Raw genomic sequence first — 25384 nt, 5'->3', positions numbered from 1 at the left:
TGCATGCAGGCCCTCTGGATGCTGCTGGCATCCCTGTTTTTCGCCAGCATGGGGGTCTGCATCAAGTTCGCATCCGCACACTTCAACAGCTTCGAAATCGTCACCTACCGCGGCCTGGTGGGGGTCGTGTTCCTGTACGGGTTCACGCGGTTCAGCGGCGTCTCGCTGCGCACCGCGGTGCCCATGATGCACGCCTGGCGCAGCGTGGTGGGCACCATCTCGCTGACCGCCTGGTTCTACGCCATCGCCGTGCTGCCGCTGGCCACCGCGATGACGCTCAACTACATGAGCAGCGTCTGGATCGCGACCTTCCTGCTGGGAGGCGCCCTGCTCACCCAGGGCCGCAATGCCCCGGTCCGGCAGCAGGCGCCGCTGTTCCTGACCGTGCTGGCGGGCTTCGGTGGCGTGGGGATGATGCTGCGCCCCACCCTGGCTCCCGACCAGATGCTGGGCGCGCTGGTCGGCCTGATGTCCGGCATCTTCGCCGCCTTTGCCTACCTGCAGGTCTCGGCGCTGAGCCGCGCGGGCGAGCCCGAGAGCCGCACGGTGTTTTATTTCTCCATCGGCGCCGTGATCGCCGGGCTGATCGGCATGCTGTTCGTCGGTGCCACGCCCTGGACCTGGCCCGCCGCCCTGTGGCTGCTGCCCATCGGGCTGCTGGCGCTGGGCGGCCAGCTGTGCATGACCCGCGCCTACGCCAGCGGTGCCACCATGGTGGTGGCGAACCTGCAGTACTCGGGCATCGTCTTCGCAGGCATCTTCGGCCTGACGGTGTTTGGCGACAGGCTCCCCCTGATCGGCTGGGCCGGGATGGCCCTGATCATCGCCAGCGGCATCGCGGCCACGGTGCTGCGCGCGCGCGCCGTGCCCCACGCACCGGCTGAAGAGCACTGATTCCGTGCACGCCTGCACACCGCGTGCGGGCCTATAGGACTTTGGTGTGATCGTCAGCGGCACCGCTCTGCCGGAGAATCGACCGCATGTACACCACGCTCATTTCCGCCGCGCAGCTGCGGCAACTCCTGGACGACCACCAGCCGGTGCTGGTGATGGACTGCAGTTTCGACCTGACGAACCCCGCCGCCGGGCGCCAGCAGTTCGAAGCGGCCCACATCCCGGGCGCGGTGCATGTGGACCTGGACGAGCACCTGAGCGAGAAGACCGCACCCGACCGCGCCAGCGGAGGGAGGCACCCCCTGCCCTCCCGCGAGGCCTTTGCCAGGCGCCTGCGGGCCCTGGGTCTGAACCCAGGGCAACAGGTGGTGGCGATGGACCGGCAGGGCGCGAACTACTGCGGCCGGCTCTGGTGGATGCTCAAGTGGTGCGGCCACGAGGCCGTGGCGGTGCTCGACGGCGGTCTGGCCGCCTGGCAGGCGACCGGCGCAGCCGTGGCCCAGGGCACGTCGCCCGTGCCCGCGGCCGGCCGTTTCGAACTGCAACCCTCCCTGGCCCGGACGCGGGATGCGCAGGTCATTGCCCGGAGCCTGGGCCAGCCCGACCAGGTGCTGGTCGATGCGCGCGCGGCGGCCCGATTCCGGGGCGAGATCGAACCGCTGGACCCGGTGGCGGGCCACATCCCCGGGGCACTCAACCGCCCGTTCACCGACAACATCGGGCCGGACGGCCGCTTCAAGCCGGCCGCCGAGCTGCGGGCCGATTTCGAGCGCCTGCTGGCCGGGCGCGATCCGGCCGCGGTGGTGCACCACTGCGGCAGTGGGGTGAGTGCCATCCCCAACCTGCTGGCCATGGAGATCGCCGGTCTCGGACGCACGGCCTTGTTCCCGGGCAGCTGGAGCGAGTGGTGCAACACGCCGGGCCTGCCCTGCGCCCGCAGTCAAGTTCCCGGCTGATGGGCCGATAGGTCTGACACGTGCCATTGCGCCCATCGACGACTGCCGCCCCTCCCGACGTGTCCAGCCAGCCCCCCGAACCTTCTTCCAGTCCCCTGCGGACCGTAGGCCTGCTGGTGACCGGCTCCGCCACGGTCCTCACCCCCCTGGTGTACTGGAGCAGCAGCAACCTGCTGGACGCCGCGGTGGCGGCCGTCGTGGCGGTCCTGGGCGCGCTGTTCCTCTTCATGCTGCGCCGGGGCCGCACGCGCTACGCCGTGCACTTCCTGGTGTACGGCGTGATGACCGCCTCCAGCATGGAGTTGCTGGCCTTCGGATCGGTCCGGGCGGCCGGCGGGTTCATGATGGTGGCGGCGGTGGCAGGCGCCGGCATCTTCCTCGGCCGCAAGCCGCTCATCGGGGCGGTGATCTATGGGGTGGTGTCACTGGGTGTGCTTACAGCGGCCGAGCAGCGCGGCTGGCTGATCGAGCCCAACCACGAGGTGGGCCTCAAGGTGTGGCTGACCCATTCCGCCGTGTTGGTGGTCGTGGCCATCATGGTGTTCTACAGCCGCACCAAGGCCCAGGTGGCGCTGGAGCTGCAGCAGGCCGAACTGGAACGCCGCATCCGCAGCGAACAGGAGCGGGACCAGAGCCTGGAGCGCTTCACGCGCATCTTTCGCAACAGCCCCAGTCCGATGATTGCCCAGTCGGCCCGCAACGGCCTCATCCTGGACGTCAACCCGGCCTTCGAACGCTGCTACGGGCGCACCCGCGAGGACGTGCTCGGGTGCACCGACGAGATGCTCTGGGCCGAACCGGAGCAGCGCACCCGCTACCTGGAACAGCTGTTCACCCACCGCCGGGCCGACCGCACCCACGTCAAAGGACTGCGGGCCGACGGCAGCCACTTCGATGCCCTGATCTCCAGCGAAATGGGCGACGACCCGCAGGACCGTCTGGTGATCACCATCGTCACCGACATCACCGAGCAGAACACCACCATCGAGCGCCTGCGTCGCTCGGAGGAACGCTTTGCCAAGGCCTTCAACTTCAGCCCGATGAACCTCTCGATCACGCGCCTGTCGGACGGGCTGATCCTGGAGGTCAACCGGGCGGGCGTCATTTCAGACGGCATGGGTGTCGACGTCCTGCGCGGCCGGACCACGCTGGAAACTGGCGCCTGGCTCACACCGGCCCACCGGCAGGCCTACATCGACCGGCTCAAGCGCGACGGACGGGTGCTGGCCTACGAGAGCCAGATGCGCAGCCGGGATGGCAAGCCGGTGGACGTGCGGCTGTGGGCGGTGCTGATCGACATCGAAGGCGAGGAATGCATCCTCTCGTCCACGGTGAACGTTTCCGAGGAAAAACGGCGCGAGGCCCTGCTGCTGAGTGTGGCGCAGGGCATGACGGGGGAAACGGGCGAGGCCTTTTTCACCGCGCTTGCGCGCCACGCCGCCCCCGCCCTGAAAGCCGACCTGGTGATGGTCAGCGAGCGCTTGTCCGAGCAGCAGGTGCAGACGCTGGCGGCCTCCAAGGACGGCGCCCTGATGCCCAACTTCGTGTTCGACCCCCAGGGCACACCTTGCGGCGAGGCGCTCGTCAACAGCGGGCTCTGCGTCTACGAGCAGGGTATGGCCCACGCCTATCCCGCCATGTCGTCGGTGACCGGTGTGCCGGCCAGCGCCTACATCGGCCAGAGCCTGCGCGACCAGGACGGCACCGCGATCGGCCTGCTCTCGGCCATGTGGCGCCAGCCCATCACGCTCACCGCCGAGATGCGCGCGCTGATGTCGATCTTCGCGAGCCGGGCCACGGCCGAACTGATGCGACTGCGGCGCGAGCGCGAGATCCAGCAACTCAACGCCACGCTGGAGCAGCGGGTGCAGTCGCGCACCGCCGAGCTGCAGAAGCTCAACGCGGAACTCGATTCTTTCGCCTACTCGGTCTCGCACGACCTGAAGTCGCCGCTGCGCGCCATCGACGGCTTCACCAGCCTGCTGAGCGAACAGCTTCACGGGCGGCTGAGCGTCGACGAGGAACAGCTGCTGGACCGCGTGCTGGTGTCGACCCACCGCATGAGCACCCTGATCGCCGACCTGCTGGCGCTGGCCCGCGTGAGCCAGGGAGAGATGACGCCGGGCATGGCCAACCTGAGCGAGATCGCCGAACAGGTGATGAAGGCGGAACAGGCCAAGCACCCGGACAGGCCGCTGGCGTGGCGCATCGAGCCGGGCCTGGTCAGTGTCTGTGACGCCCGGCTGGCACGCATCGCGCTGGAGAACTTGCTGGGCAACGCGGTCAAATACACCCGCAACCAGTCACAGCCGCTGATCGAGATGGGCCGGTACCGGGACGGCGACCCGGCCCGCACCACCTTCTTCGTGCGGGACAACGGCGTCGGCTTCAACATGGCCTACGCCGAGAAGCTGTTCAAGCCGTTCCAGCGCCTGCACGGCCCCAGCGAGTTCGAAGGCACCGGAATCGGCCTGGCCACGGTGCGCCGCATCGTGGACCGGCATGGCGGCCACATCCAGGGCGTCGGGCGGCCTGGCGAGGGCGCCGAGTTCCGGTTTTCCCTGACACCCGCCACCGTCTCACGATGAGCACACCTCCCTTCCCGCCCGCCGCCGTGGCAAGCGACCAGCCGATCAATCTGCAGCGGTACCAGGAGCGCTCCCTGCTGGCGCTGCTGCTGTGCATCGGGGTCGCCGGTCCGCTGGTGGTGTTCGGCGTCTATCTGCGGGACGGCCTGGTGGCACTCACCTGGGTGGCCGTGGGCCTTTCGCTCACCGACTACCTGCTGCTGGCCCTGTACGCCACGCGCCTGCGCCCGACGGTGGCGCCGCTGCTGGTGTACGCGCTGATCTTCACCTCGGGCGCTGCCATCGTGGCCCACGGCACGGTGCGCAGCATGGCCACGCTGGTCATGATCGCCGCCGTGGTCGGAGCGGGTGTCTTTCTCTCCCGCCGGAACATGGTGATCGCCGGCGCGCTGGGCATCACCATCCTGGGGGTGCTGAACATCGCCGAGAACCGGCACCTGATGCCGACGCCCGAGACACGCACCGGCTGGGCGGTGTGGATCGCGCAGACCGCCATCCTGATCAGCCTGATGATCACGGTCAATCTCGGTCGGCGGCGCATGCTGGACGCCTACCGCAGCCAGAACCTGGCGCTGGAGCACAGCCGCGAAGTCGAGCGCCTGCTGCGCCTGAGCCAGGGCCGGTTCCAGGCGCTCTTCCGCGGCACGCCGGCCGCCTGCCTGGTGCAGTCGCTGGACACGCTGGACGTGATCGACATCAACCAGGCCTTCCAGTCGCTGTTCGGGTACACGCATGAAGAGCTGGCGGGGCGCGCTCCGCCGCGGCTGTGGGCCCACGACGCGGAGCAGAACGAGTTCCGCCGGCTGATCGACACCCAGGGCCGGGTGACGGGCCTGCGCGGACTGGCTCAGTGCAAGGACGGGAGCGCCTTCCCGGCCATGGTCCATGCGGAGGTCACCCAGAGCGCCACCGAACGGCTGTTGATCGCGGTGGTGTCCGACCTGTCGGCCGACGTGGCCTCGCGCCGCGAACTGGAGATATCGCGCGAGCGTTTCTCCAAGGCGTTCAACTTCAGCCCCCTGGGCATGACCATCACCCGCCTGAGCGACGGCCACTTCGTCGAGGTGAACCCCGCCAACGAGCGGGTGCTGGGTTGGACGAAGGACGACTTCACGGGCAAGACCTCCATGGAGGTGGGCGTCTGGGTCTCCGAGGCCGATCGCAACCACTATGTGGGCACCCTCCGGCGCGACGGCCGGCTGCAGGGCTACGAGACCCGGATGAGGGCCAAGACGGGCGCCATCGTCCCGGTGCGGGTGTGGGCGGAGATCATCGAGATCGACAACGAGGCCTGTGCCCTCTCCTTCACCCTGAACGTGGACGAGGAAAAGCGGCGCGAGGCCATGCTGCTGAACGTGGCCGAGGGCGTCTCGGGCGACACGGGCGAGGCCTTCTTCCGCTCGCTGGTGGAGCACCTGGCCGACGCCATCGGTGCCGACGGCGTGATGGTGGGCGAGGTGGACTCCCACCGGCAGATACACACCCTCGCCCTGGTCTGGGACGGCCAGTTGCAACCCAACGGCACCCATGCCCTGCAACACACCCTTTGCGAGCAGGCCTTGCTGCAGCCCGGGCCGTTCCGCTTCGAAAGCCCCAGCGCCGCCAGCCTGCCCCTGATTGCGCCCTATTCGGAGTTCGAACTGCACGCCTTCCTGGGCCTGCCTCTGCGCGACGAAGACGGCACCGCCGTGGGCCTGCTGACCGCCGTCTGGCGCCAGCCGCCACCCCAGAACGCCCACCTGGACGCCCTGCTGACCATCTTTGCCAGCCGATGCAATGCCGAGCTGCAGCGGCTGCGCCGCGACCGCGAGATCCAGAAGTTGCACGACACGCTGGAGCAGCGCGTGGCGGCGCGCACGGCCCAGCTGCAGTACCTCAACCGCGAGCTCGACTCGTTCGCCTACTCCGTCTCGCACGACCTGAAGTCGCCACTGCGCTCCATCGACGGCTTCAGCCACCTGCTGCGCGAGCAGATGCTCGGGCGCATGACGGCGGACGACCTGGACCTGTTCGAGCGCATCGAGGCCTCGGTGCAGCGAATGAACAGCCTGATCACCGATCTGCTGGCACTCGCGCGCGTGAGCCAGGGCACCCTGCAGCGCATGAACACCAACCTCAGCGAGCTGGCGCAGGACGTGATCCGCCAGGAGCGCCACCGCGACCCGACGCGCCAGGTCGAGGTGGAAATCGAGGACGGGCTGTACGCCGACTGCGACCCGCGCATGGCGCAGATCGTGCTGGAGAACCTGCTGGGCAACGCCTGGAAATACACCCACCAGACCGCACAGGCCCGCATCAGCCTCACGCGCGCCGAGCACGCCGGGCCCGGACCGGGGCCGGCGGCGTTCTGCATCCGCGACAACGGCGCGGGCTTTGACATGGCGCGCGCGGAGCGCCTGTTCAAGGCCTTCAACCGGCTGCACAGCAGCAGCGAGTTCGAAGGCTCCGGCATCGGGCTGGCCACGGTGCGGCGCATCCTGGAGCGCCACGGCGGTCACATCTGGGGCGAAGGTGCCGTGGGCCAGGGCGCCCGCTTCGAATTCTCTTTCGGCAGCGACACGATCATCTGAAACCGCCGCCTCGGCTCAGTGGCCGTGCGCCATGCCGCTGACCAGCGTCACCAGGGCAATGCCCGCCAGCAGCCAGCCGATCTGCGCCACGGTCTCGCGCAGGCCCAGCCGCTTCTGCAGCTGGGGAATCAGGTCGGCCAGCGCCACATAGACAAAACTGCTGGAGGCCGCCACCAGGAAATACGGCAGCCAGTCTTCGAGCTGGCCCAGCAGCACGAAGCCCACCAGCCCGCCCAGCGCCGTCACTGTGCCCGCCAGCGACACCTTGACCAGGGCGGCGCGGCGCGTGCCCGAGGTCTGCTGCAGCACCACCAGATCGCCCATGTGGTGCGGCACCTCGTGGGCCAGCACGGCCAGCGCGGTCACCACGCCCAGCCGAAGGTCGGCCACGAACGCGGATGCGATCAGGATGCCGTCGCCGAAGGCGTGCACGCTGTCGCCGGCCAGCACCGTCCAGCCACCCGAGTGGGCACCTGGCGCGTGATGGTGGGCATGGTCGTGGCCATGGGCGGGTGCATGCCCGTGGCCGTGTCCGTGGTGCTCTTCGCCGTGGTGGTGTTCATGGCCGTGGTGCCACAGCTCGGCCTTGTCCAGCAGGAAGAAGAACACCAGACCACCCAGCAGCAGGGCAAACAGCTCGTGCGCGCCCGCCTGGCTCTCGAAGGCCTCGGGCAACAGGTGCATGAAGGCCGTGGCCAGCAGCGCGCCAGCGGCCAGGCTCAGCATGTGCTGGGTGAACCGCGCCAGCACCCCCATGCCCAGGGCCGCGGCCAGCCACACGCTGCCCACACCCGCCGCCACGGTGCCCAACAGGATCGCAATCAGGGTCATGAAACGTCTTCAACCAAAAGAAAGGGCCGCACAGGCGGCCCGGGGGATGGGTCTGCAGCGGGCGTCAGGCCACGCCGTGCTGCTGGAACCAGGCCAGCGCCCGCTTCCAGCCGTCCTCGGCCGGCTCCTTGCGGAAGCTGGGCCGGTAATCGGCGTGGAAGGCGTGCGGCGCGTCCGGGTACACCACAAAGCTCGATGCCCTGGCCGCCGCGTTGCCGGCCGCCAGAGCGGCTTTCATCTTATCAACCGTGTCAAGCGGAATGCCGGTGTCGGCCGCGCCGTAGAGCCCCAGCACCGGGCCGTGCAGGCCGGCGGCCACATCCACCGGATGCTTGGGGTTGAGCTCGCTGGCCTGGCCCACCAGGCGGCCGTACCAGGCCACGCCGGCCTTCACCGCCGGGTTGTGCGCCGCATACAGCCAGACCTGGCGTCCGCCCCAGCAGAAGCCGGTCACACCGAGCTTCTTCGCGTCGCCGCCGTTGGCCGCGGCCCACTTCACCGTCGCGTCCAGATCGGCCATCACCTGGGCGTCGGGCACCTTGGAGATCACCTCGGCGATCAGCTTGGCCATCTCGCCATAGCTCTGCGCATCGCCCTGGCGCACGAACAGTTCGGGCGCGATGGCCAGGCAGCCCGCCTTGGCGAAGCGGCGTGCGGTGTCGGCGATGTACTCGTGCACACCAAAGATCTCGGACAGCACCAGCACCACCGGCAGACCGGTCTTGCCCGCGGGCGCGGCGCGGTAGGCCGGCATCTTGAAGCCGTTCACGTCGATCATCACCTCGCCCGCGGTCAGCCCGTCGGCCGGCGTCTTGATGGCCGTCTGCGCCATCACCGGCAGCACAGAGGCGGCGTAGCCCACACCCAGGGCGGCCTTGAGCGCGGTTCGGCGCGTGGCGCCGGCTTCGGTGGACTGGCCGGGCAGCAAGGCCGACAGATCCTGGGTCTGGCTCTCATTGAGCATGGTTCATCTCCTGTGATGGGGAAAACACGCCTGACCGGAAAACCGCTCCAAAGTTCAGTGCGCCTGTTCCCAGTTCGGTCCCACACCCACCTCCGCCAGCAGCGGCACCTTGAGCTCGGCCACACCCGCCATCAGGCGCGGAATCTCGCTGCGCAGCCAGTCCAGTTCGGCCTCGGGCACCTCGAACACCAGTTCGTCGTGCACCTGCATGATCATCTTCGTGCCCTTGCCCTGCTCGTCCAGCGCCTTCTGCACCGCCACCATGGCCAGCTTGATCAGGTCGGCCGCCGTGCCCTGCATGGGGGCGTTGATGGCCTGGCGCTCCAGCGCCGCCAGCTTGGCGCCCTTGGCGTTCCTGATGTCCGGCAGCACCAGCTTGCGGCCGAACACGGTCTCCACATAGCCCTGTTCCTTGGCCCTGGTGCGGGTGTCGTCCATATACTGCTTGACGCCGGCAAAGCGCGCGAAATAGCGGTCGATGTAGGTCTTGGCGGCCGTGTTGTCGATGCCCAGCGACTTGGCCAGGCCGAAGGTGCCCATGCCGTAGATGAGGCCGAAGTTGATGGTCTTGGCGTAGCGGCGCTGCTCGCTGCTGACCTCGGCCGGCGTGATGCCGAACACCTCGGCCGCGGTGGCACGGTGCACGTCGTGACCCTCGTGGAAGGCGCGCAGCAGGGCCGCGTCGTCGCTCAGGTGGGCCATGATGCGCAGCTCGATCTGCGAGTAGTCGGCGCTGGCGATCACATGGCCCGGCGCAGCCACGAAGGCCTCGCGCACCTTGCGGCCCTCGGCCGTGCGGATGGGGATGTTCTGCAGGTTGGGGTCGTTGCTCGACAACCGCCCCGTCACCGCCACCGCCTGTGCGTAGTGGGTGTGCACACGGCCGGTGCGCGGCAGCGCCAGCTGCGCCAGCTTGTCGGTGTAGGTGCCCTTGAGCTTGATGAGGCTGCGGTGCTCCAGGATCTTGGCCGGCAGCGGGTAGTCCTCGGCCAGCTTCTCCAGCACCTCTTCGTCGGTGCTTCGGGCACCGGTGGCGGTCTTCTTGATGACCGGCAGGCCCAGCTTGTCGAAGAAGATTTCGCCCAGCTGCTTGGGGCTGCTGAGGTTGAACGGCTGTCCGGCGATGGCGTAGGCCTCCTGCTCCAGCGCGAAGATGCGCTGGCCCAGTTCGTGGCTCTGTTTTGCGAGCATGGGCGCGTCGATCAGCACGCCGTTGCGTTCGATGCGGTAGAGCGTCTCGCTGCTGGCGATCTCGAGTTCGTAGATGAACTTCAGCTTCGCGTCGGCCTCGATCTGCGGCCACAGCGCGCGGTGCACGTCCAGCGTCTGGTCGCTGTCTTCGCACGAGTATTCGGCTGCTTTGGGCACGTCCACCTGCGCAAACGGGATCTGGTGCGCGCCCTTGCCGCACAGGTCTTCGTAGCTGATGCCGCTGCGGCCCAGGTGGCGCTCGGCCAGACTGGCCAAGCCGTGTGGCTTGTGCACCTCAAGCACGTAGCTCTGCAGCATGGTGTCGTGCGCGTAGCCCTGCACCTCGATGCCGTGGTTGGCGAACACGTGGCGGTCGTACTTGATGTGCTGCCCGAGCTTGTGCTTCGCCGGGTTCTCCAGCCAGGGCCTGAGTTTGGCCAGCACCTCGTCCAGCGGCAGTTGCTCGGGCGCGTCCGGGCCCTGGTGTTTGAGCGGGATGTAGGCGGCTTCGCCCGGCGTCACGCTGAAGCTGATGCCCACGATCTGCGCCACCATCTCATCGAGCGAGTTGGTTTCGGTGTCGATGGCCACCAGTTCGGCCGCCCCGATCTTCGCCATCCAGCGGTCGAAGGCGTCCCAGGTGAGAACGGTGTCGTAGGCCAGGTTCGAGGCCCGCGCAGTGTCGGCCGCCGGCTCGGAGAACAGGTCGTTGGTGGCGCCGGGCACCGGCGCAGCCACAGGGGCCGCCACCTCGCCGCCGCCCAGCGCCTTGGCCAGGCCTTTGAAGCCATAGGTTTCGTAGAACGCGCGCAACGGCTCCCTCTGCGGTTCGCCCAGGCGCACCGCGTCCAGCGCCGGCAGGCCGGGCACCCAGCCGTCCAGGTCGCAGTCGGTCTTGATGGTCAGCAGCTGGCGGCCTGTGGGCAGCCAGTCCAGCGCCTGGCGCAGGTTCTCGCCCACAGCCCCCTTCACCTGGTCGGCCTGCGCGATCAGGTTGTCGATGGAACCGTACTCCTGCAGCAGCTTGACCGCCGTCTTGGGACCGACCTTGTTCACCCCGGGCACGTTGTCGATCGCATCGCCCACCAGCATCTGGTAGTCCAGCATCAGGCGCGCGGGCACGCCGAACTCGGCCTCCACCCCAGCCAGGTCGCGCACCTTGCCGCTCATGGTGTCGACGATGGTGATGTGCTCGTTCACGAGCTGGGCCAGGTCTTTGTCGCCGCTGCTGATCAGCACCTCGATGCCTTGGTGGGCCGCCGCCACGGCGAGTGTGCCGATCACGTCGTCGGCCTCCACGCCCGGCACGTCCAGCACCGGCCAGCCGCTGAGGCGCACCACCTCGTGGATCGGTGCGATCTGGCTGCGCAGGTCGTCCGGCATGGGGCTGCGCTGGGCCTTGTACTCGGGGTAGAGGGCGTCGCGGAAGGTCGGGCCCTTGGCATCGAATACGCAGGCCGCGTAGGTCGACGGGTAGTCGTTCAGCAGCTTCTGCATCATGTTGATGATGATGCGGATGGCGCCGGTCTTCTGCACCGTGCCGTCGGGCAGGGTGGTGCTCATGGCATCGCCTCCGGCGAAAAAGGCGCGGTAGAGGTAGCTGGAGCCGTCGACCAGCAGCAGGCGCGGGGTGGTTTGTTCGGACATGGGGCGATTGTCGGGGATGCCCGGGGACGGCGCGGGCGCTCCGTGCCTACAATGCGGCATGCGCGCCCCATCCCTGCTCCGTCCCCTCCCGCTGGCCCTGGCCCTGGCCGCGTCCCTGCCTGCCTGGGCCCAGACGGGCACGCCCGCGCCCACCCCGGTCGAACAGCCCCGGCTGCCCGCGGGTGAAGCCCAGGTGATCGAGCGCATCACCCACGAAGACGCCGGTTCCCGCATCGACGAGGTGCGCATCGGCGGCCAGACCCGCAGCATCGACGTGCAGCCCAAGAACGGCTCCCCGGCCTACGAGATCGCCCCCCAGCGCGGTGCAGAGCTGCCCACCGAAGGCCAGGGAAGCAGCGGCCGCAGCCGCTGGCGCCTTCTGAGCTTCTGATCCTTTCCCCGTTTCCATGGCCGTTTACACCGAAGTCCCACCGGACGAAGCCGCTGCGCTGCTGCGCGAACTCCAACTGGGTGAGCTCACCGCCTTGCGCGGCATCCAGGGAGGCATCGAAAACACCAATTATTTCGCCACCACGGTGGTGGACGGCGTCGAGACCGAGCACGTGCTCACGGTGTTCGAGCGCCTGGGCTTCGAGCAACTGCCCTACTACCTGCGCCTGATGAAACACCTGGCGCTCAAGGGCATTCCGGTGCCCGAACCCGCAGCCAATGCCCAGGGCGAGATCCTCCACCGGTTGCAGGGCAAGCCCGCGGCCGTGGTCAACAAGCTGGCCGGGCACAGCGAGCTGCGCCCTTCGGTGGTGCACTGCGAAGCCGTGGGCGCCATGCTCGCACGCATGCACCTGGCGGGTCAGGACTTCGGCATGCAGCAGCCCAACCTGCGCGGTCTGTCCTGGTGGAACGAGACGGTGCCCGTGGTGCTGCCGCACCTGAGCGACGAGCAGGCCGCGCTGATCCGCAGCGAACTGGCCTACCAGAACCACATCGCCGGCCAGCCCGCCTTCAAGGCACTTCCGCAGGGCCCGGTGCACGCCGACCTGTTCCGCGACAACGTGATGTTCGACGGCGACCGTCTCTGCGGCTTCTTCGATTTCTATTTCGCCGGCAACGACTCCTGGCTGTTCGACCTGGCGGTCACGCTCAACGACTGGTGCATCTTCCACGGTGACGAGGCGGCCGACGGCCTGCACGACGAGCGCCGCGCGCACGCCATGCTGGCGGCCTACCAGTCGGTGCGCCCGCTGACGGCCGCCGAGCGCCAGCTGCTGCCTGCCATGCTGCGCGCCGGCGCACTGCGCTTCTGGCTCTCGCGGCTGTGGGACTGGCACCTGCCGCGCGAGGCCGCGATGCTCAAGCCGCACGACCCGGGCCACTTCGAGCGCGTGCTGCGCGAGCGCGTGCGCCAGACCCGCGAACTGGCGGAATCGCTGCGCGGCGCCGCCGGCGTGCCCGCGTGAGCGGCCCCTCGCCCATGAAACTCCGCACCGTGCCCGCGTCCACCGGCCTGCAATGGGTGCGGCTCGGAGTGAAGACCTTTCTGCGGCAACCGCTGGCCATGTCGGGCCTGTTCTTCATGTTCATGGCGTTGGTGTCGGTGCTGGCCCTGGTGCCCTTCCTCGGCACCGCCCTCGCCACCCTGCTGACCCCGGCGGTCAACCTGGGTCTGATGTCGGCCGCCCGCGAGGCCCACGCCGGCCGGTTCCCGATGCCGGTCCACCTGGTCACCGCTTTCCGTGGCGGCCCTGACAAGACCCGCGGCATGCTCACCCTGGGCGGCCTGTATGGCCTAGGCCTGCTGGTGATCCTGCTGCTGGTGGGACTGATGGAAGGCAACCCCGAGGGCGCCGCCAGCATGACCGCCGAGGACGCCATGCGCAGCCTGGTCACCAGCCCCGCGCTGTGGTTCGGACTGCTCGCCATGATGCCGCTGCAGATGCTGTTCTGGCACGCCCCTGCCCTGCTCTTCTGGCACGGTGTGCCACCGGTCAAGAGCCTGTTCTTCAGCCTGATGGCCTGCTGGGCGAACAAGGGTGCGCTGCTGGTGTTCCTGCTGGGCTGGACCGGCCTGTTCGTGGCCTTCAGCGTGGCGCTCAGCCTGGTCAGCGCCCTGCTCGGCGGCGCACAGGCCGCCGGCCTGATCGTCTACCCGGCGGTGCTGTTCATGGCCTCGATGTTCTTCACGTCGATCTGGTTCACCTTCCGCGACAGCTTCGACGCCGAAGACGCCCCGGGCGGGGACTGAACACGCCTGCGCGATCCGCCTTCACGGCACCGTCACCAAGGACCCGCACGATCCGGCTTTCATCCCTTCCTTGAGGAGAAAGCCTTGAATGCACACCCCTTTCGGCGCAGCCTGATCGCCCTGTGCGCAGGCCTGTCGCTGAACCTCTCGGCCTGCGGGGGCGGCGAAGCCGACACCACGCCCCGGGCCGCCCAGCCCCGCTTCCCCGCCATCGACCTGACGCTGGCGCACATCAACGACCACCACTCGCAGCTCGACCCCTTCGTGGACACCGAGCTGCTGATCGACGGCGTGGCCACGCGCGTCGAGCTCGGCGGCTTCCCGCGGGTCACGGCGGCCTTCAGGGCGCATGAAAAGCGCAAGGACGTGATTCGCCTGCACGCGGGTGATGCCATCACCGGTTCGCTCTACCACACGCTGTTCAAGGGCGAGGCCGACGCCGCGCTGATGAACACGGTCTGCTTCGATGCCTTCGCGCTGGGCAACCACGAGTTCGACGACAGCGACGCCGGCCTCAAGGTGTTCCTTGACCACCTGCGCAGCGGTGAGTGCCAGACCCCGGTGCTGGCGGCCAACGTGCAGCCGGCCGTCGGGACGCCGCTGGCGCCGAAGACGGTGAACGACTACATCCAGCCCTTCACCATCAAGACCATCCAGGGTGTGAAGGTGGCCATCATCGGCATCGACATCAAGGGCAAGACCACCAACTCCTCGCGGCCGCTGGCCACCACGGTGTTCGAGGACGAGGTGACGGCCGCCCAGCGCAGCATCGACGCCCTCAAGAAGCGCGGCCTGCGCCACTTCGTGCTGCTGACCCACCAGGGCTACGAGGCCGACCGGGCCATGGCGGCGCAGCTGACCGATGTGGATGCCATCGTCGGCGGGGATTCGCACACCCTCCTGGGCGACTTCCAGCCCTTCGGTCTGGCCAGCTCTGGCGCCTACCCGACCATCGCCACCAACAAGGAAGGGAAAAAGGTCTGCATCGGACAGGCCTGGGAATACAGCAAGGCCATCGGCGAACTGAAGCTCTCGTTCAACCGCAGCGGTGAGGTGAGCGCCTGCGGCGGCCAGGCCTCGCTGCTGATCGGCTCGGGGTTCAAGCGCCGGGACGCCGCCGGCGCGTGGGTGGCGGTGGACGAGACCACCCGCACCCGGTTGCTGGAACGCCTGAAGGGCTCGGTGCTGAAGGTGACCGAGCCCGACGCCGTGGCCGCGACCGTGCTGGCGGGCTATTCGTCGCAGGTGCAGGCCCGCAAGGCCGAGATCATCGGCAGCGCCTCCGAAGCGCTGTGCCTGGTGCGCGTGCCCGGCGAGTCGACCAACCGCTCGGGCGGTGTGGCCGGCTGCGAGAGCGCCAACACCCTGGCCCGTGGCAGCGACGCCGCCCAGGTGGTGGCCGACGCCTTCCTCGCCGGCAGCCTGGCGGCCGACGTGGCGGTGCAGAACGCCGGCGGGGTGCGCATCGCCATCCCGGCCGGTCCGCTGAGCATGAACACCGCCTTCACCCTGCTGCCCTTCACCAACGTGCTGGTGGAGCTGCGGCTGACCGGCCAGCAGCTGGTGGCCGCGCTGGAGGACGCCGTGTCCAACCACCTGGACGCCGCCCAGTCCAGCGGCTCGCACCCGTACGCGGCCGGTCTGCGCTGGGATCTGGACATGAGCCTGCCGCGCGGCAGCCGCTTCGGCAATGTGCAGGTGCGCCACCGCACCACCGGCGCCTGGGGGCCGATCGAGCCGATGCGGCTGTACACCGTGGTGACCAACGACTTCATCGCCAGCGGCCGCGACGGCTACGCCACCTTCGGGGCAGTCTTCGCGACCGGCGCCTACGTCAACAACTACCTGCTCTACACCCAGACCTTCGTCGACCACGTGCGCATGCTGGGCACCGTGACCCGACCGGCGGCGGCGGACTACTCGCACCAGTCGGTGACGACGGCCGCGGGACTGCGCCTGCCCTGACCCGGGCCGGCGGAATCGTCAGAACACCGGCAGCGGCGCCGCCGCCACTTTCTGCTGGTGCCCGCCGCGGTGCAGTTCCATGGCCCGCAGGAACAGCGCCTCCACCTGCAGCGTGATCTGCTGCCAGTCCAGCGGCGCCACCGAAGCGCGGGCCTGCCCGGCGGCCTGGGCCAAGCGGCGGGGCTCCCGCGCGAGCGCCACCGCCGTCTGCACGAAGGCCTGCCGGTCGCCGGCCGGCACCGTCCAGCCGTTGTGGTCCGACCGCACCCACTCGGCCGCGGCCGCACAGGCGCAGGCCAGCACCGGCAGGCCGCTGGCCAGGGCCTCCAGGGTCACGTTGCCGAAGGTCTCGGTGAGGCTGGGAAACAGCAGCAGGTCGGCCGAAGCGTAGCTGCGCGCCAGTTCGGCATGGGTCTGCGAGCCCATGAAGCGCGCCTGCGGACAGCGCCGCTCCAGCGCATCGCGCATCGGCCCGTCGCCCACGAACACCAGGTGCACGCCCGCGTGGACGGCCTGCATGGCTTCGAACGACTCCAGCACCAGGTCGAGGTTTTTCTCGGGCGCGAGCCGCCCGACCACCAGCAGCACCAGGTCGCCGGGGCCGGCGCCCCAGTCGGCCCGCAGCGTGTTGTCGTGCAGGCCGGGGTCGAACAGCCGGGTGTCGACGCCGCGCGCCACCACCTGCAGGCGCTCGAACCCCTGCGACAGCAACTCGGCGCACAGCGCCCGCGTGGGCACCATGGTGCACAGGGTCTGGTTGTGGAACTTGCGCAGGTAGGCCGCGATCGGCCGGCGCAGCCACCCGAGCCCGTAGTGCCGGCTGTAGCTGTGGAAGTTGGTGCGGAAATCGGAGGTGACGGGGATGCGCAGCTGGCGCGCCGCCTTCAGCGCCGACCAGCCCAGCGGCCCTTCGGTGGCGATGTGGACCAGGTCGGGGCGCCGCTGCGACCACGATGCCATCAACGCCTTGCGGCCGGGCAGCCCGAGCTTGAGCTGCGGGTAGCGCGGGATCGGCATGCCGCGCATCAGCTTCTCCTCGAAGCCGGTGTCCTGCGCACCGAGGTCTCCCGTGGCCTGCCGGGGCCGCACCAGCTGCACGGAATGGTTGCGCTCGCACAGGCCCTGCACCAGCCGCGACAGGGTCAGGGCCACGCCGTTGACCTCGGGCGGCCAGGTCTCGGTGACCACCGCCAGGCGCAGCGAGGGGCGAGCGGCGGGAAAGTCCTGCAGCAGGATGTCGAGGGCGTCGGGTGTCGTCATGCGCCGATGGTGAGCGCGCGGCGCAACAGATTCGTGACAGCACGCCCGACTGTGTGACCGGCTGAAGACCACGCCGTGAAGCCCCGATGTTGTCACCGCAATTTCATGCAAGCGCGACACGATGCGCGCACCCCAAAACCCTGCAGGAGCCCGCATGACCGCGTTTTTCGACGCCCTGAAGACCCAGCGCTGGGACGACCACCGCTACTACCACCACAACCGCATCAACCAGACGCTGCACTTCGTCAGCGCACTCAGCTTCGTGGTGGCCTATGGGTGGCTCTTCATCGACCCGGTGGTTTCGGCGCTGATCGGCTGGCTGGTGTCGATGACGACCCGGCAGTCGGGTCACTTCTTCTTCGAACCGCTGGGCTACGACCATGTGAACCAGGTCACCAACGAGTACAAGGAGGAGGTCAAGGTGGGCTACAACCTGCGCCGCAAGCTGGTGCTGATCGCCATCTGGGCCGCGGTGCCGCTGGCGCTGCTGGCCAGCCCCGACTTGCTGGGCCTGATCGAGCCGCACACGGACTGGACGGGCTATGTGCGCGACGTCGGTGCCGCCTGGCTGGCGCTCGGCGTGGCCGGTCTGCTGTTCCGCACGGTGCACCTGTTCTTCCTCCGCGATGTGCAGACCGGCCTGGTGTGGATGACCAAGATCCTCACCGACCCGTTCCACGACATCAGGCTCTACCACCGGGCCCCGCTGCAGCTGCTGCGCGGCGAGCTGTACGACCCCGCACACGGCCGCGCCTGACACGGACCGCGCGGGTGCCGCCCTGTTTGTCAGCCGCCCCGGCGGCGCCCCAGGGCGGTGGCGACCACCTCGCGCAGGATGCTGCGGCGGATGCCCTGGTTGCTCTGCCCCGCCACCGGCGCCCACCAGCCCTGTTCGCGCATGTCGCGCCCGGCGCGCACGAACTTCTCCAGCACGGCGTCGAAGTCGGCGTCGCTGAAGTTCAGGCTGAAGATCAGCCGGCCCGTGCCCACCCAGCTCAGCGCCACACCGTGCCAGCGCAGCAGGTACTGCAGCATCCAGTTGTAGCGCGAAGGCTCGGTGTAGTTCAGGGTCCAGATGCTGTGCAGGTTGGCGGCGCGCATCGGGAGGCCTTCGGATTCCATGGTCTCGTTGAAGCGCCGGGCGCGCGCGTTCCAGCGCTCGTCCTGCCCTTCGTAGAGCGCCATCACCTCGGGCGTCTGCAGCCGTTCCAGGAACACCGACATGCCGCCCATCACGTGAGGGTGCGCGTTGAAGGTGCCGCGCGCCAGGCACAGGTCGGCGGGCCGGTCGGCGCGGAAGCGCTGCATCAGCGCGTGGCGCCCGCAGACCACGCCGACCGGGTAGCCACCGGCCAGCGTCTTGCCGTAGGTGACCATGTCGGCCTTCACGCCGAAGTACGCCTGCGCACCGCCCGGTGCGAGCCGGAAGCCCAGGAACACCTCGTCGAAGATCAGCACGATGCCGCGCTCGGTGCAGACCTCGCGCAGGCGCTGCAGCCAGGCGGTGTAGGCGGCGCGGTCAAAGTGGGCCTGCCGGCCGCTGTCGACCAGGCCCGAGTCGGCCGGCGGCACCCGGTTGGGGTGCAGCGCCTGCAACGGGTTGACGAGCACGCAGGCAATGTCGCGGCGCGTGCGCAGCACCTGCAGGCTGCGTTCGCTCATGTCGGCCAGGGTGTAGGTCTCGCGCGGCGGCAGCGGGTTGCCGGGGCCGGGCTGCACGTCTTCCCACCAGCCGTGGTAGGCGCCCGGGAAGCGCACCAGGTGGCGCTTGCAGGTGTGGAAACGCGCCAGCCGCACCGCCTGCATCACGGCCTCGGTGCCGGACATGTGGAACGACACCTCGTCCATGCCCGAGATCTCACGCAGGCGCTGCACGTTGCCGGCCACGCAGGGGTGGTAGGCGCCGAGCACCAGGCCCAGGTCCTGCACGCGCGCCGCACCTTCGGCCATGCAGGCCTTGTAGAAGTCCACGCCGAACACGTTGACGCCGTAGGAGCCGGTGAGATCGTGAAAACGGTACCCGTCCAGGTCGGTCAGCGTCACGCCGTCGGCCGACTGCACGAAGGCGCCGACCTTGAGCCGCTCGCTCGCGATGGGGCTGAACTGGAAGGGCACGCGGTAGCGGCCGGTGAACTGCAGGTCGGCCAGGCCTTCGCGCGCCTGCGCCGTCATCGCCAGCGTTTTCGGGTGGCGGCGGGCCAGGCCCTCGGCCAGCGCATCGAACGCCGCGCGGCGCCGTGCAACCACCTCGGGCGGTGCGCCGTCGCAGGCAAAGAACCCGGTCTCGTCGTAGGCGTAGCCCGGCAGCCAGCGCGCCAGCCGCTTGGCCATGCGCGAGTGCCCGGCCAGGGAGCGGTGCTTGGCGCGCGAGAGGTCGATCCGGCGCTTGATGAAGGGCGCCGCGAGGGCGAGCGCACCTGCGGGCAGCGCAATTTCCAACAGGGACATGGGTTCGGGCTCCAGTGGGGACGTCGGCCCTGTTTCTATTTCAGCCGCGTGTCATCTCCATGAAGTCCGTCTCCACCCTGCGCCGCATCGCACAACACGAAGACCTCAACTTTTTGCTCACCAACCGCGTGCCCCGCATCGCCCTCACCCACGCCATCGGCTGGTGGAGCCGCATCCGCCACCCCTGGGTGCGCGACCTCTCGCTGGCGGCCTGGAAGGCCTTCAGCGACCTGGACCTGAGCGAAGCAAAAGAGCAGCGCTTCGCCAGCCTGCACGACTGCTTCATCCGCGAACTGCGGCCGGGCGCCCGGCCGGTGGACCCGCGCCCGGAGATCGTGACCAGCCCGAGCGACGGCATCGTCGGCGCCTGCGGCCGCATCGAGACGGTGGACGGCGAGCCCCAGGTGTTCCAGGCCAAGGGCTTCCCCTACCGGCTGGCCGAGCTGCTGGGCGACTCGGTGCACACACGCGGCCTTTGCCGCGAACTGGAAGGCGGCTGCTACGCGACGCTGCGGCTCACGTCGAGCATGTACCACCGCTTTCACGCGCCCTGCGACGCGCGGCTCGAGCACGTCACTTACATCAGCGGCGACACCTGGAACGTCAACCCGATCGCGCTGCAGCGCGTGGAGCGCCTGTTCTGCCGCAACGAACGCGCGGTGCTGCACCTGCGCCAGCCCGATGGCGCACGCCTGCTGCTGGTGCCGGTGGCGGCGATCCTGGTGGCGAGCATGCGCCTGCACGCACTCGATGTGCCGCTGAACCTGCGCTACCGCGGCCCCAACGAACTGTCCTGCGGCATGGACTGCAGCAAGGGCCAGGAGCTGGGCTGGTTCGAGCACGGCTCGACCATCCTGGTGTTTGCGCCGCCGGGCCACACGCTCGCGCCGGGTCTGGCCACCGGCCAGACGGTGCGCATGGGCCAGCCTCTGCTGGTGCGCGAGGGTGGGCGGCGCATTCAAGCGGGCGTCAGGTTTCTTTCACAAAACCGTCATCAAAAGCCGCGGCCCGACCGGTAAGCTCGGTTGAACGGTTGTCTGACACAACGTCCCGACCGAATCCCCAACGTTGGAAGAAAGGCCTCATGTGAAAGCCCTGAAGAAAGCCCGCAAGCTGATCGAAAACGCGCCCGAGTCCACTGAAGCGCGCATCCTGTCGGCCCTGGTCGTCGCACTGGAGTCGGACGCGGCCTACCCGGTCAACGACCTCTACAAGCTGAACTTCGACAACTTCGAACTCGCGCTGGACCTGCTGAAGGAATGGCGCCTGGACCGCTACTACATGAGCAAGGTGCGCCTGCTGGATCTGTCGGTTCAGCTGGGAGAAATGGACAAGGCCGACACAGCCGTTGCCCCGGCGGCCTGAGGTCGCTCGTCTAGCGCCACCAGGGGGACGGCACCCCGCGTTGCCGCACCCGGGCCCGCCACCGCTGCAAGGCCACCCATTCCACCAGACCGCCCGCCAGACCACACACCACCACACCCGCCTGCACGCACCGGCACAGCAGGGTCGGTCGACCGGACCGTCGGGAAGAGGAACTGGAGCGGGCGGTCATGTCTTCTGGCTTTCAGAGGTGGGAGCCCCACGGTAGGGCCGGTCTGTGACAGCCCCGTGTCAAACCTTCCATGAGCACCGCCCCATCACTGCCTGAGTTGCAGACGCTCGAACGGCTGATCGAGCTGGGCGGCCGGCACCTGCAGGCGCGGCCCGTGAGGCAGGTCGGCCTCCCCGGTGGCCCCGGCTTTCCGGTCTGGGCCATCACCATGGGCAACCCCGATCCGCAATGCCCCGGCGTCGGCTACTTCGGCGGCGTGCACGGGCTGGAACGCATCGGCGCCGAGGTGGTGATCGCCTTCCTGCAGAACATCGTCACCCGGCTGTCCTGGGACCGCTCGCTGCACCGCCTGCTGGAAGAGGTGCGGCTGGTGTTCATGCCCATCGTGAACCCCGGCGGCATGTGGGCATCGACCCGCGCCAACCCGCGCGGCGTCGACCTCATGCGCAACGCGCCGGTGCAGGCGCGCGAAAAGGTGCCCTGGCTGATGGGCGGCCAGCGCCTGAGCGCGGGCCTGCCCTGGTACCGCGGCCGCCTGGGCGACCCGCTGGAGACCGAGAGCGCCGCGCTGTGCGAGGTGGTGCAGGCCGAGCTGCTGGCGCGCCCGTTTGCGCTGGCGCTGGACTGCCACTCGGGCTTCGGCATCAGCGACCGCCTCTGGTTTCCCTTTGCCCACACCCGCGAGCCGATGCCCCACCTGGCCGAGGTGCGGGCGCTCAAGACCATCTTCGAGCAGGCCCACCACCACCATCCCTACATCATCGAACCACAGAGCGCCCAGTACCTCACCCACGGAGACCTCTGGGACCACCTCTACCTGCAGGCCTGCACCGACCCCGCGCGCACCTTCCTGCCATTGACGCTGGAGATGGGCTCGTGGCTCTGGGTCAAGAAAAACCCGCGACAGCTGTTCTCGCGCAAGGGCATCTTCAACCCGCTCATCGGCCACCGGCAGCAGCGCGTGCTGCGGCGCCATCTGGCGCTGCTGGACTTTCTGGCGCGCGCCGCCGGCAGCCACGCGCAATGGACCCCCGCGCCTCATGAGCGCGACGGCGCCCACGCGCAGGCGCTGGCCGAATGGTTCTGAAAGGACGGGCACGATGAGCGACTGGGTGTTCCTGCGCGGCCTGACCCGCGAATCGGCGCATTGGGGCGACTTCCCGGCGCGCTTCGAGGCGGCGCTGCCCGGCGCCCGTGTGCACCTGATCGATCTGCCAGGCAACGGCGCGCGCCGGGGTGAGCGCAGTCCGGCCACCGTGGCCGACATCGTCGCCGACGTCCGGGCACAGCGGCACCGGCTGGGCATCGCCGGCCCGGTGCACCTGCTGGCCCTGTCGCTGGGCGCGATGGTGGCCACGCAGTGGCTGCACAGCGCGCCGCAGGACATCGCCTCGTCGGTGCTGGTCAACACCAGCATGCGGCCCTTCAGCCCGCTCCACCACCGGCTGCAGCCGCACAATTTGCCGACCCTGCTGCGGCTGCTGGTCGGTCGCGCGTCGCCGGAGGCGGCAGAGCGGCTGATCTGGCGCATGACCAGCGCCCGCTCCCCGGTGGACGAGGCGGTGCTGGCGGCCTGGGTCGCCGCACGGGTTCTGCGTCCGGTGCAGGCGGCCAACGCGCTGCGCCAGTTGCTGGCCGCAGCGCGCTTCCGGGCGCCTCACGGCGCGCCACCCCGCCCGGTGCTGCTGCTGACCAGCCGCGGGGACCGGCTGGTCCACAGCCGTTGCTCGCAAGCGCTGGCGCGGGCCTGGGGCTGTCCGCTGGCGCAGCACCCGGACGCGGGCCACGACCTGCCGCTGGACGACCCGGACTGGGTGATCGCCCGCGTGCGCGAATGGGTGGCGCACATGAACCCGGCGTGAGGGGCCGTCACGCGGATGACACAAGGCGGGCATAGTCTGCGGCGCTTTGTGTCCATCCCCTCCCCGCCACCATGCCCCTGTTTCGCCTGACGGCCCCGGCCTTCGCCTCCGCACTCACCCTCGCCGCCGCATTCGCCGCCCCTACTCCCGCCCTCGCCGCCCCGCCGACGGGTTCCTTCGCCATGGTCCACCACCTGCCGGTGGACGGTGTGGCCGAGATCATCGCCGCCACCCCCGACGGCCGGACCCTGCTCTACACCAGCGCCGACGCCGGCGCGCTCGGCGTGGTGGACATCAGCGACCCGGCGCGCCCCCTCATCCTGCCGCGCGTGGACGTGCGCCTGGGTGGTGTGGGCGAGCCCACCTCGGTCGCGGTCACCCCCGACGGCCGCCACGCCGTGGTCGCCCTGCGCATGGACGACGACGTGGCCAACGCGCGCCGCGGCTTCCTGCGCATCTACGACGTGCGCAACCCCCAGGCGGTCCGGCACGTGAAAGACGTGAGCGTGGGCATCGGCCCCGACTCGCTGGCCCTGGCCGGCCGCGGCAACACCCTGCGCGCCATCGTCGCCATCGAAGACGAAGAGACCGACGCCAAAGGCGACGCCACGCTGGACGGCCGGCGCCCGGGCCGCATCGACGTGGTTGGCCTGCAAGACCTCTACGGCGGCACCTCCAGCGGCCTGCAGAGCATCGAGCTGGTGGATGCGCTCAAGGCCCTGCCCGGGGCGATCTACCCGCAGGACCCGCAGCCGGAGTTCGTGTCCATTTCGCCGGACGGCCGCATAGCCGCCGTGACCCTGCAGGAGAACAACGCCGTGGCGCTGGTCGATCTGCGCCACCCGCGCCAGGCGCGCCTGCTGCGCGTGCTGCCCGCCGGCACGGTGGAGCGCCGGGGCAACGCCGACCTGCAGCGCGACAAGGAGATCAACTTCAAGGACAGCTTCAGCGGCCGGCGCGAACCCGATGCGGTGACCTGGGTGTCCAAAGAGGTGTTCGCCCTGGCCAACGAAGGCGACGGCAAGAAGGGTGCGGACAACAGCCTGCCCGGCGGCCGCGGCTTCACACTCATGAACACACGCGGCGCCGTGGTGTACGAAACCGGCGAGCGCACCGAGCAGCACGCGGCGCTGTTCGGCCACTACCCGGACCACCGCTCGGCCGCCAAGGGCGTGGAGATCGAAGGCGTCACCAGCGCCCGCTTCGGCGGCCGGCCCCACCTGCTGGTGGGCTCGGAGCGCGGCTCCTTCCTGGAGGTGTACGAGGTCAGCGACCCGAAGCAGCCGCGCTTCGTGCAGTTGCTGCCCACCGGCCTGTCACCCGAAGGCCTCACCACCGTCACGCGCCGCGCCGACGGCCAGCAGCTCGCGGTGACCGCCAACGAGGTCGATGGCTCGATCAACCTCTACCGCTTCCATGCGAACGGCGCACCGGTGGGCGAACCGCAGATTGCTGCGCGCGACGCGGGCATGCCCTGGGGCGCGCTGTCGGGCCTCGCCACCGACGGCAGCCACCTCTATGCCGTGCCCGACAACGCGTTTGCGCAGTCGCGCATCTGGCGCCTGAACATGGCCGAGGCCGCACAGGGCCGGGTGGTGATCGACCAGGTGACGCCGCTCACCGACAACGGCCAGCCGCTGAAAGTGGACCCCGAAGGCATCGCGCGCGTGGCCGACGGTTTCTGGATCGCCTCCGAAGGCGCCACGGTGGACGGCAACGAGCTGATCAAGGTGGACACTGCGGGCGCGGTGCAGCAGCGCATCAAGCTGCCTGCCAGCGTGCAGGCAAAGTTCGCGAACGCCAAGACCGGCACCGGCTACGAGGGCGTGACCGCCAGCGCCGACGGGCAGACGCTCTACATGGCCATCCAGCGCGGCTACGACCTGTCCAGGCCGCGGGCGGCCATCCTCAAGCTGCACCTGCCGACCATGACCTGGACCAGCGCGCTCTACCCCCTGGAACAGCACAGCAAAGATGCGAAGACCTACTGGATGGGCCTGTCGGAAATCCAGCTGACCGAGGATGGCCGCCTGCTGCTGCTCGAACGCGACAAGGGCGGTGGCGAGGGCCGGGCCATCCACGCCGAGGTCAAGCGGGTCTACAGCGTCAACGCGGCCGATGTGGCCGAAGGCGCGGTGCTGAAGAAAACCCTGGTGAAGGACCTGCGCAAGGACTTCCAGTGGTTGCACGAGAAGGCCGAAGGCATGGTGGTCTTCAAGGGCGATCTCTGGGTCGTGAACGACAACGACGGCGCCGGCTGGACCCGGCTGCTCAACGCTGGCAAGCCTTGATGAAAGCCCTGTGACAGCGTTGTTTGCTGCGTGTTTTGTAGCAACCGCGACACACTGTCACGAAGTTTTTATACCCGGCGGTTGCAATGGCGCCACCTGAATGTCTTTTGCATCAGGTGGGCATCCGCCCCACACGTTCCAACGAATCCATCAAGGAAA

General features: G+C 69.2%; 19 protein-coding genes. 14 read left to right on the top strand and 5 right to left on the bottom strand.

Features of this window, described 5'->3' with window-relative positions; all coding sequences use genetic code 11:
• Positions 1–3: 3 nt before the first annotated feature.
• From RCO38_RS06420 to RCO38_RS06405, 4 genes are all read left to right on the top strand, one after another.
• Positions 4–894, top strand: a complete 891-nt coding sequence (locus tag RCO38_RS06420; protein ID WP_308327487.1) for a DMT family transporter — start codon at positions 4–6, stop codon at positions 892–894.
• Between the two features lie 86 nt (positions 895–980).
• The gene (locus RCO38_RS06415) at positions 981–1850 is read left to right on the top strand and encodes a sulfurtransferase (protein ID WP_308327486.1); all 870 of its coding nucleotides are present in this window, start codon (positions 981–983) and stop codon (positions 1848–1850) included.
• A 59-nt stretch (positions 1851–1909) separates the two neighbouring features.
• Positions 1910–4438 carry a PAS domain-containing sensor histidine kinase gene (locus RCO38_RS06410; RefSeq protein ID WP_308327485.1) on the top strand — a complete coding sequence of 843 codons (2529 nt, stop codon included), beginning with the start codon at positions 1910–1912 and terminating at the stop codon, positions 4436–4438.
• The gene (locus RCO38_RS06405) at positions 4435–7008 is read left to right on the top strand and encodes a PAS domain S-box protein (protein ID WP_308327484.1); all 2574 of its coding nucleotides are present in this window, start codon (positions 4435–4437) and stop codon (positions 7006–7008) included. Before RCO38_RS06410 ends, RCO38_RS06405 begins: the two co-directional genes overlap by 4 nt.
• Positions 7009–7023: 15 nt before the next feature.
• Here RCO38_RS06405 and RCO38_RS06400 read toward each other — a convergent pair whose 3' ends face one another.
• The 3 genes from RCO38_RS06400 to polA all read right to left on the bottom strand — a co-directional run bounded on the left by RCO38_RS06400 (position 7024) and on the right by polA (position 11641).
• On the bottom strand, positions 7024–7839 hold the full coding sequence (locus RCO38_RS06400) for a ZIP family metal transporter (protein WP_308327483.1): 816 nt from the start codon (positions 7837–7839) through the stop codon (positions 7024–7026).
• A gap of 64 nt (positions 7840–7903) precedes the next feature.
• Entirely contained in the window at positions 7904–8803 is a 900-nt protein-coding gene (locus tag RCO38_RS06395) for a dienelactone hydrolase family protein (protein ID WP_308327482.1), read from the bottom strand.
• 54 nt (positions 8804–8857) lie between these two features.
• Entirely contained in the window at positions 8858–11641 is a 2784-nt protein-coding gene (gene polA, locus RCO38_RS06390; RefSeq protein ID WP_308327481.1) for a DNA polymerase I, read from the bottom strand.
• A gap of 58 nt (positions 11642–11699) precedes the next feature.
• On the opposite strand from polA, the gene RCO38_RS06385 reads away from it, so the two are divergent.
• From RCO38_RS06385 to RCO38_RS06370, 4 genes are all read left to right on the top strand, one after another.
• Positions 11700–12032 (top strand): hypothetical protein, encoded by a 333-nt coding sequence (locus RCO38_RS06385; RefSeq protein ID WP_308327480.1) that lies wholly within the window; start codon positions 11700–11702, stop codon positions 12030–12032.
• A gap of 16 nt (positions 12033–12048) precedes the next feature.
• On the top strand, positions 12049–13059 hold the full coding sequence (locus RCO38_RS06380; protein ID WP_308327479.1) for a homoserine kinase: 1011 nt from the start codon (positions 12049–12051) through the stop codon (positions 13057–13059).
• 14 nt (positions 13060–13073) lie between these two features.
• Positions 13074–13844 (top strand): BPSS1780 family membrane protein, encoded by a 771-nt coding sequence (locus tag RCO38_RS06375; RefSeq protein ID WP_308327478.1) that lies wholly within the window; start codon positions 13074–13076, stop codon positions 13842–13844.
• A gap of 84 nt (positions 13845–13928) precedes the next feature.
• Positions 13929–15809, top strand: coding sequence for a 5'-nucleotidase C-terminal domain-containing protein (locus RCO38_RS06370; RefSeq protein ID WP_308327477.1), 1881 nt, complete (start codon positions 13929–13931; stop codon positions 15807–15809).
• An 18-nt stretch (positions 15810–15827) separates the two neighbouring features.
• On the opposite strand, the gene RCO38_RS06365 is transcribed toward RCO38_RS06370, so the two are convergent.
• Positions 15828–17069, bottom strand: coding sequence for a glycosyltransferase family 4 protein (locus tag RCO38_RS06365; RefSeq protein WP_308327476.1), 1242 nt, complete (start codon positions 17067–17069; stop codon positions 15828–15830).
• Between the two features lie 154 nt (positions 17070–17223).
• Here RCO38_RS06365 and RCO38_RS06360 point away from each other — a divergent pair, with 154 nt between their 5' ends.
• The gene (locus RCO38_RS06360) at positions 17224–17826 is read left to right on the top strand and encodes a hypothetical protein (RefSeq protein ID WP_308327475.1); all 603 of its coding nucleotides are present in this window, start codon (positions 17224–17226) and stop codon (positions 17824–17826) included.
• A 29-nt stretch (positions 17827–17855) separates the two neighbouring features.
• Here RCO38_RS06360 and RCO38_RS06355 read toward each other — a convergent pair whose 3' ends face one another.
• Positions 17856–19517 carry an aminotransferase class III-fold pyridoxal phosphate-dependent enzyme gene (locus tag RCO38_RS06355; protein ID WP_308327474.1) on the bottom strand — a complete coding sequence of 554 codons (1662 nt, stop codon included), beginning with the start codon at positions 19515–19517 and terminating at the stop codon, positions 17856–17858.
• A gap of 59 nt (positions 19518–19576) precedes the next feature.
• On the opposite strand from RCO38_RS06355, the gene asd reads away from it, so the two are divergent.
• The 5 genes from asd to RCO38_RS06330 all read left to right on the top strand — a co-directional run bounded on the left by asd (position 19577) and on the right by RCO38_RS06330 (position 25225).
• On the top strand, positions 19577–20536 hold the full coding sequence (gene asd / locus RCO38_RS06350) for an archaetidylserine decarboxylase (protein WP_308327473.1): 960 nt from the start codon (positions 19577–19579) through the stop codon (positions 20534–20536).
• 67 nt (positions 20537–20603) lie between these two features.
• Positions 20604–20882, top strand: a complete 279-nt coding sequence (locus RCO38_RS06345) for a hypothetical protein (RefSeq protein WP_308327472.1) — start codon at positions 20604–20606, stop codon at positions 20880–20882.
• Between the two features lie 260 nt (positions 20883–21142).
• A complete protein-coding gene (locus tag RCO38_RS06340) occupies positions 21143–22159 on the top strand; it encodes a M14 family zinc carboxypeptidase (RefSeq protein WP_308327471.1) in 1017 nt (338 codons plus the stop codon).
• A 13-nt stretch (positions 22160–22172) separates the two neighbouring features.
• Positions 22173–22934: an alpha/beta fold hydrolase gene (locus tag RCO38_RS06335; RefSeq protein ID WP_308327470.1), complete on the top strand. Its 762-nt coding sequence runs from the start codon at positions 22173–22175 to the stop codon at positions 22932–22934.
• Between the two features lie 71 nt (positions 22935–23005).
• The gene (locus RCO38_RS06330; protein WP_308327469.1) at positions 23006–25225 is read left to right on the top strand and encodes an esterase-like activity of phytase family protein; all 2220 of its coding nucleotides are present in this window, start codon (positions 23006–23008) and stop codon (positions 25223–25225) included.
• The last annotated feature ends 159 nt before the right edge of the window (positions 25226–25384 follow it).

It is taken from the genome of Hydrogenophaga pseudoflava, assembly GCF_031020795.1.
Taxonomy (GTDB): Bacteria; Pseudomonadota; Gammaproteobacteria; order Burkholderiales; family Burkholderiaceae_C; genus Hydrogenophaga; species Hydrogenophaga pseudoflava_A.
The sequence above is the reverse complement of the archived record's forward strand: the minus strand, read 5'-3'. Positions and strand labels throughout refer to the sequence as shown.

Bases quoted from the DNA above. Each gene is read 5' to 3' on its own strand.
- RCO38_RS06375 (WP_308327478.1), top strand. From the start codon at position 13,074: ATGAAACTCCGCACCGTGCCCGCGTCCACCGGCCTGCAATGGGTGCGG.
- RCO38_RS06415 (WP_308327486.1), top strand. From the start codon at position 981: ATGTACACCACGCTCATTTCCGCCGCGCAGCTGCGGCAACTCCTGGAC.
- RCO38_RS06360 (WP_308327475.1), top strand. From the start codon at position 17,224: ATGACCGCGTTTTTCGACGCCCTGAAGACCCAGCGCTGGGACGACCAC.
- RCO38_RS06355 (WP_308327474.1), bottom strand. From the start codon at position 19,517: ATGTCCCTGTTGGAAATTGCGCTGCCCGCAGGTGCGCTCGCCCTCGCG.
- RCO38_RS06330 (WP_308327469.1), top strand. From the start codon at position 23,006: ATGCCCCTGTTTCGCCTGACGGCCCCGGCCTTCGCCTCCGCACTCACC.
- RCO38_RS06400 (WP_308327483.1), bottom strand. From the start codon at position 7,839: ATGACCCTGATTGCGATCCTGTTGGGCACCGTGGCGGCGGGTGTGGGC.
- RCO38_RS06385 (WP_308327480.1), top strand. From the start codon at position 11,700: ATGCGCGCCCCATCCCTGCTCCGTCCCCTCCCGCTGGCCCTGGCCCTG.
- RCO38_RS06335 (WP_308327470.1), top strand. From the start codon at position 22,173: ATGAGCGACTGGGTGTTCCTGCGCGGCCTGACCCGCGAATCGGCGCAT.
- RCO38_RS06395 (WP_308327482.1), bottom strand. From the start codon at position 8,803: ATGCTCAATGAGAGCCAGACCCAGGATCTGTCGGCCTTGCTGCCCGGC.
- RCO38_RS06405 (WP_308327484.1), top strand. From the start codon at position 4,435: ATGAGCACACCTCCCTTCCCGCCCGCCGCCGTGGCAAGCGACCAGCCG.
- asd (WP_308327473.1), top strand. From the start codon at position 19,577: ATGAAGTCCGTCTCCACCCTGCGCCGCATCGCACAACACGAAGACCTC.
- RCO38_RS06420 (WP_308327487.1), top strand. From the start codon at position 4: ATGCAGGCCCTCTGGATGCTGCTGGCATCCCTGTTTTTCGCCAGCATG.
- polA (WP_308327481.1), bottom strand. From the start codon at position 11,641: ATGTCCGAACAAACCACCCCGCGCCTGCTGCTGGTCGACGGCTCCAGC.
- RCO38_RS06340 (WP_308327471.1), top strand. From the start codon at position 21,143: ATGAGCACCGCCCCATCACTGCCTGAGTTGCAGACGCTCGAACGGCTG.
- RCO38_RS06380 (WP_308327479.1), top strand. From the start codon at position 12,049: ATGGCCGTTTACACCGAAGTCCCACCGGACGAAGCCGCTGCGCTGCTG.
- RCO38_RS06365 (WP_308327476.1), bottom strand. From the start codon at position 17,069: ATGACGACACCCGACGCCCTCGACATCCTGCTGCAGGACTTTCCCGCC.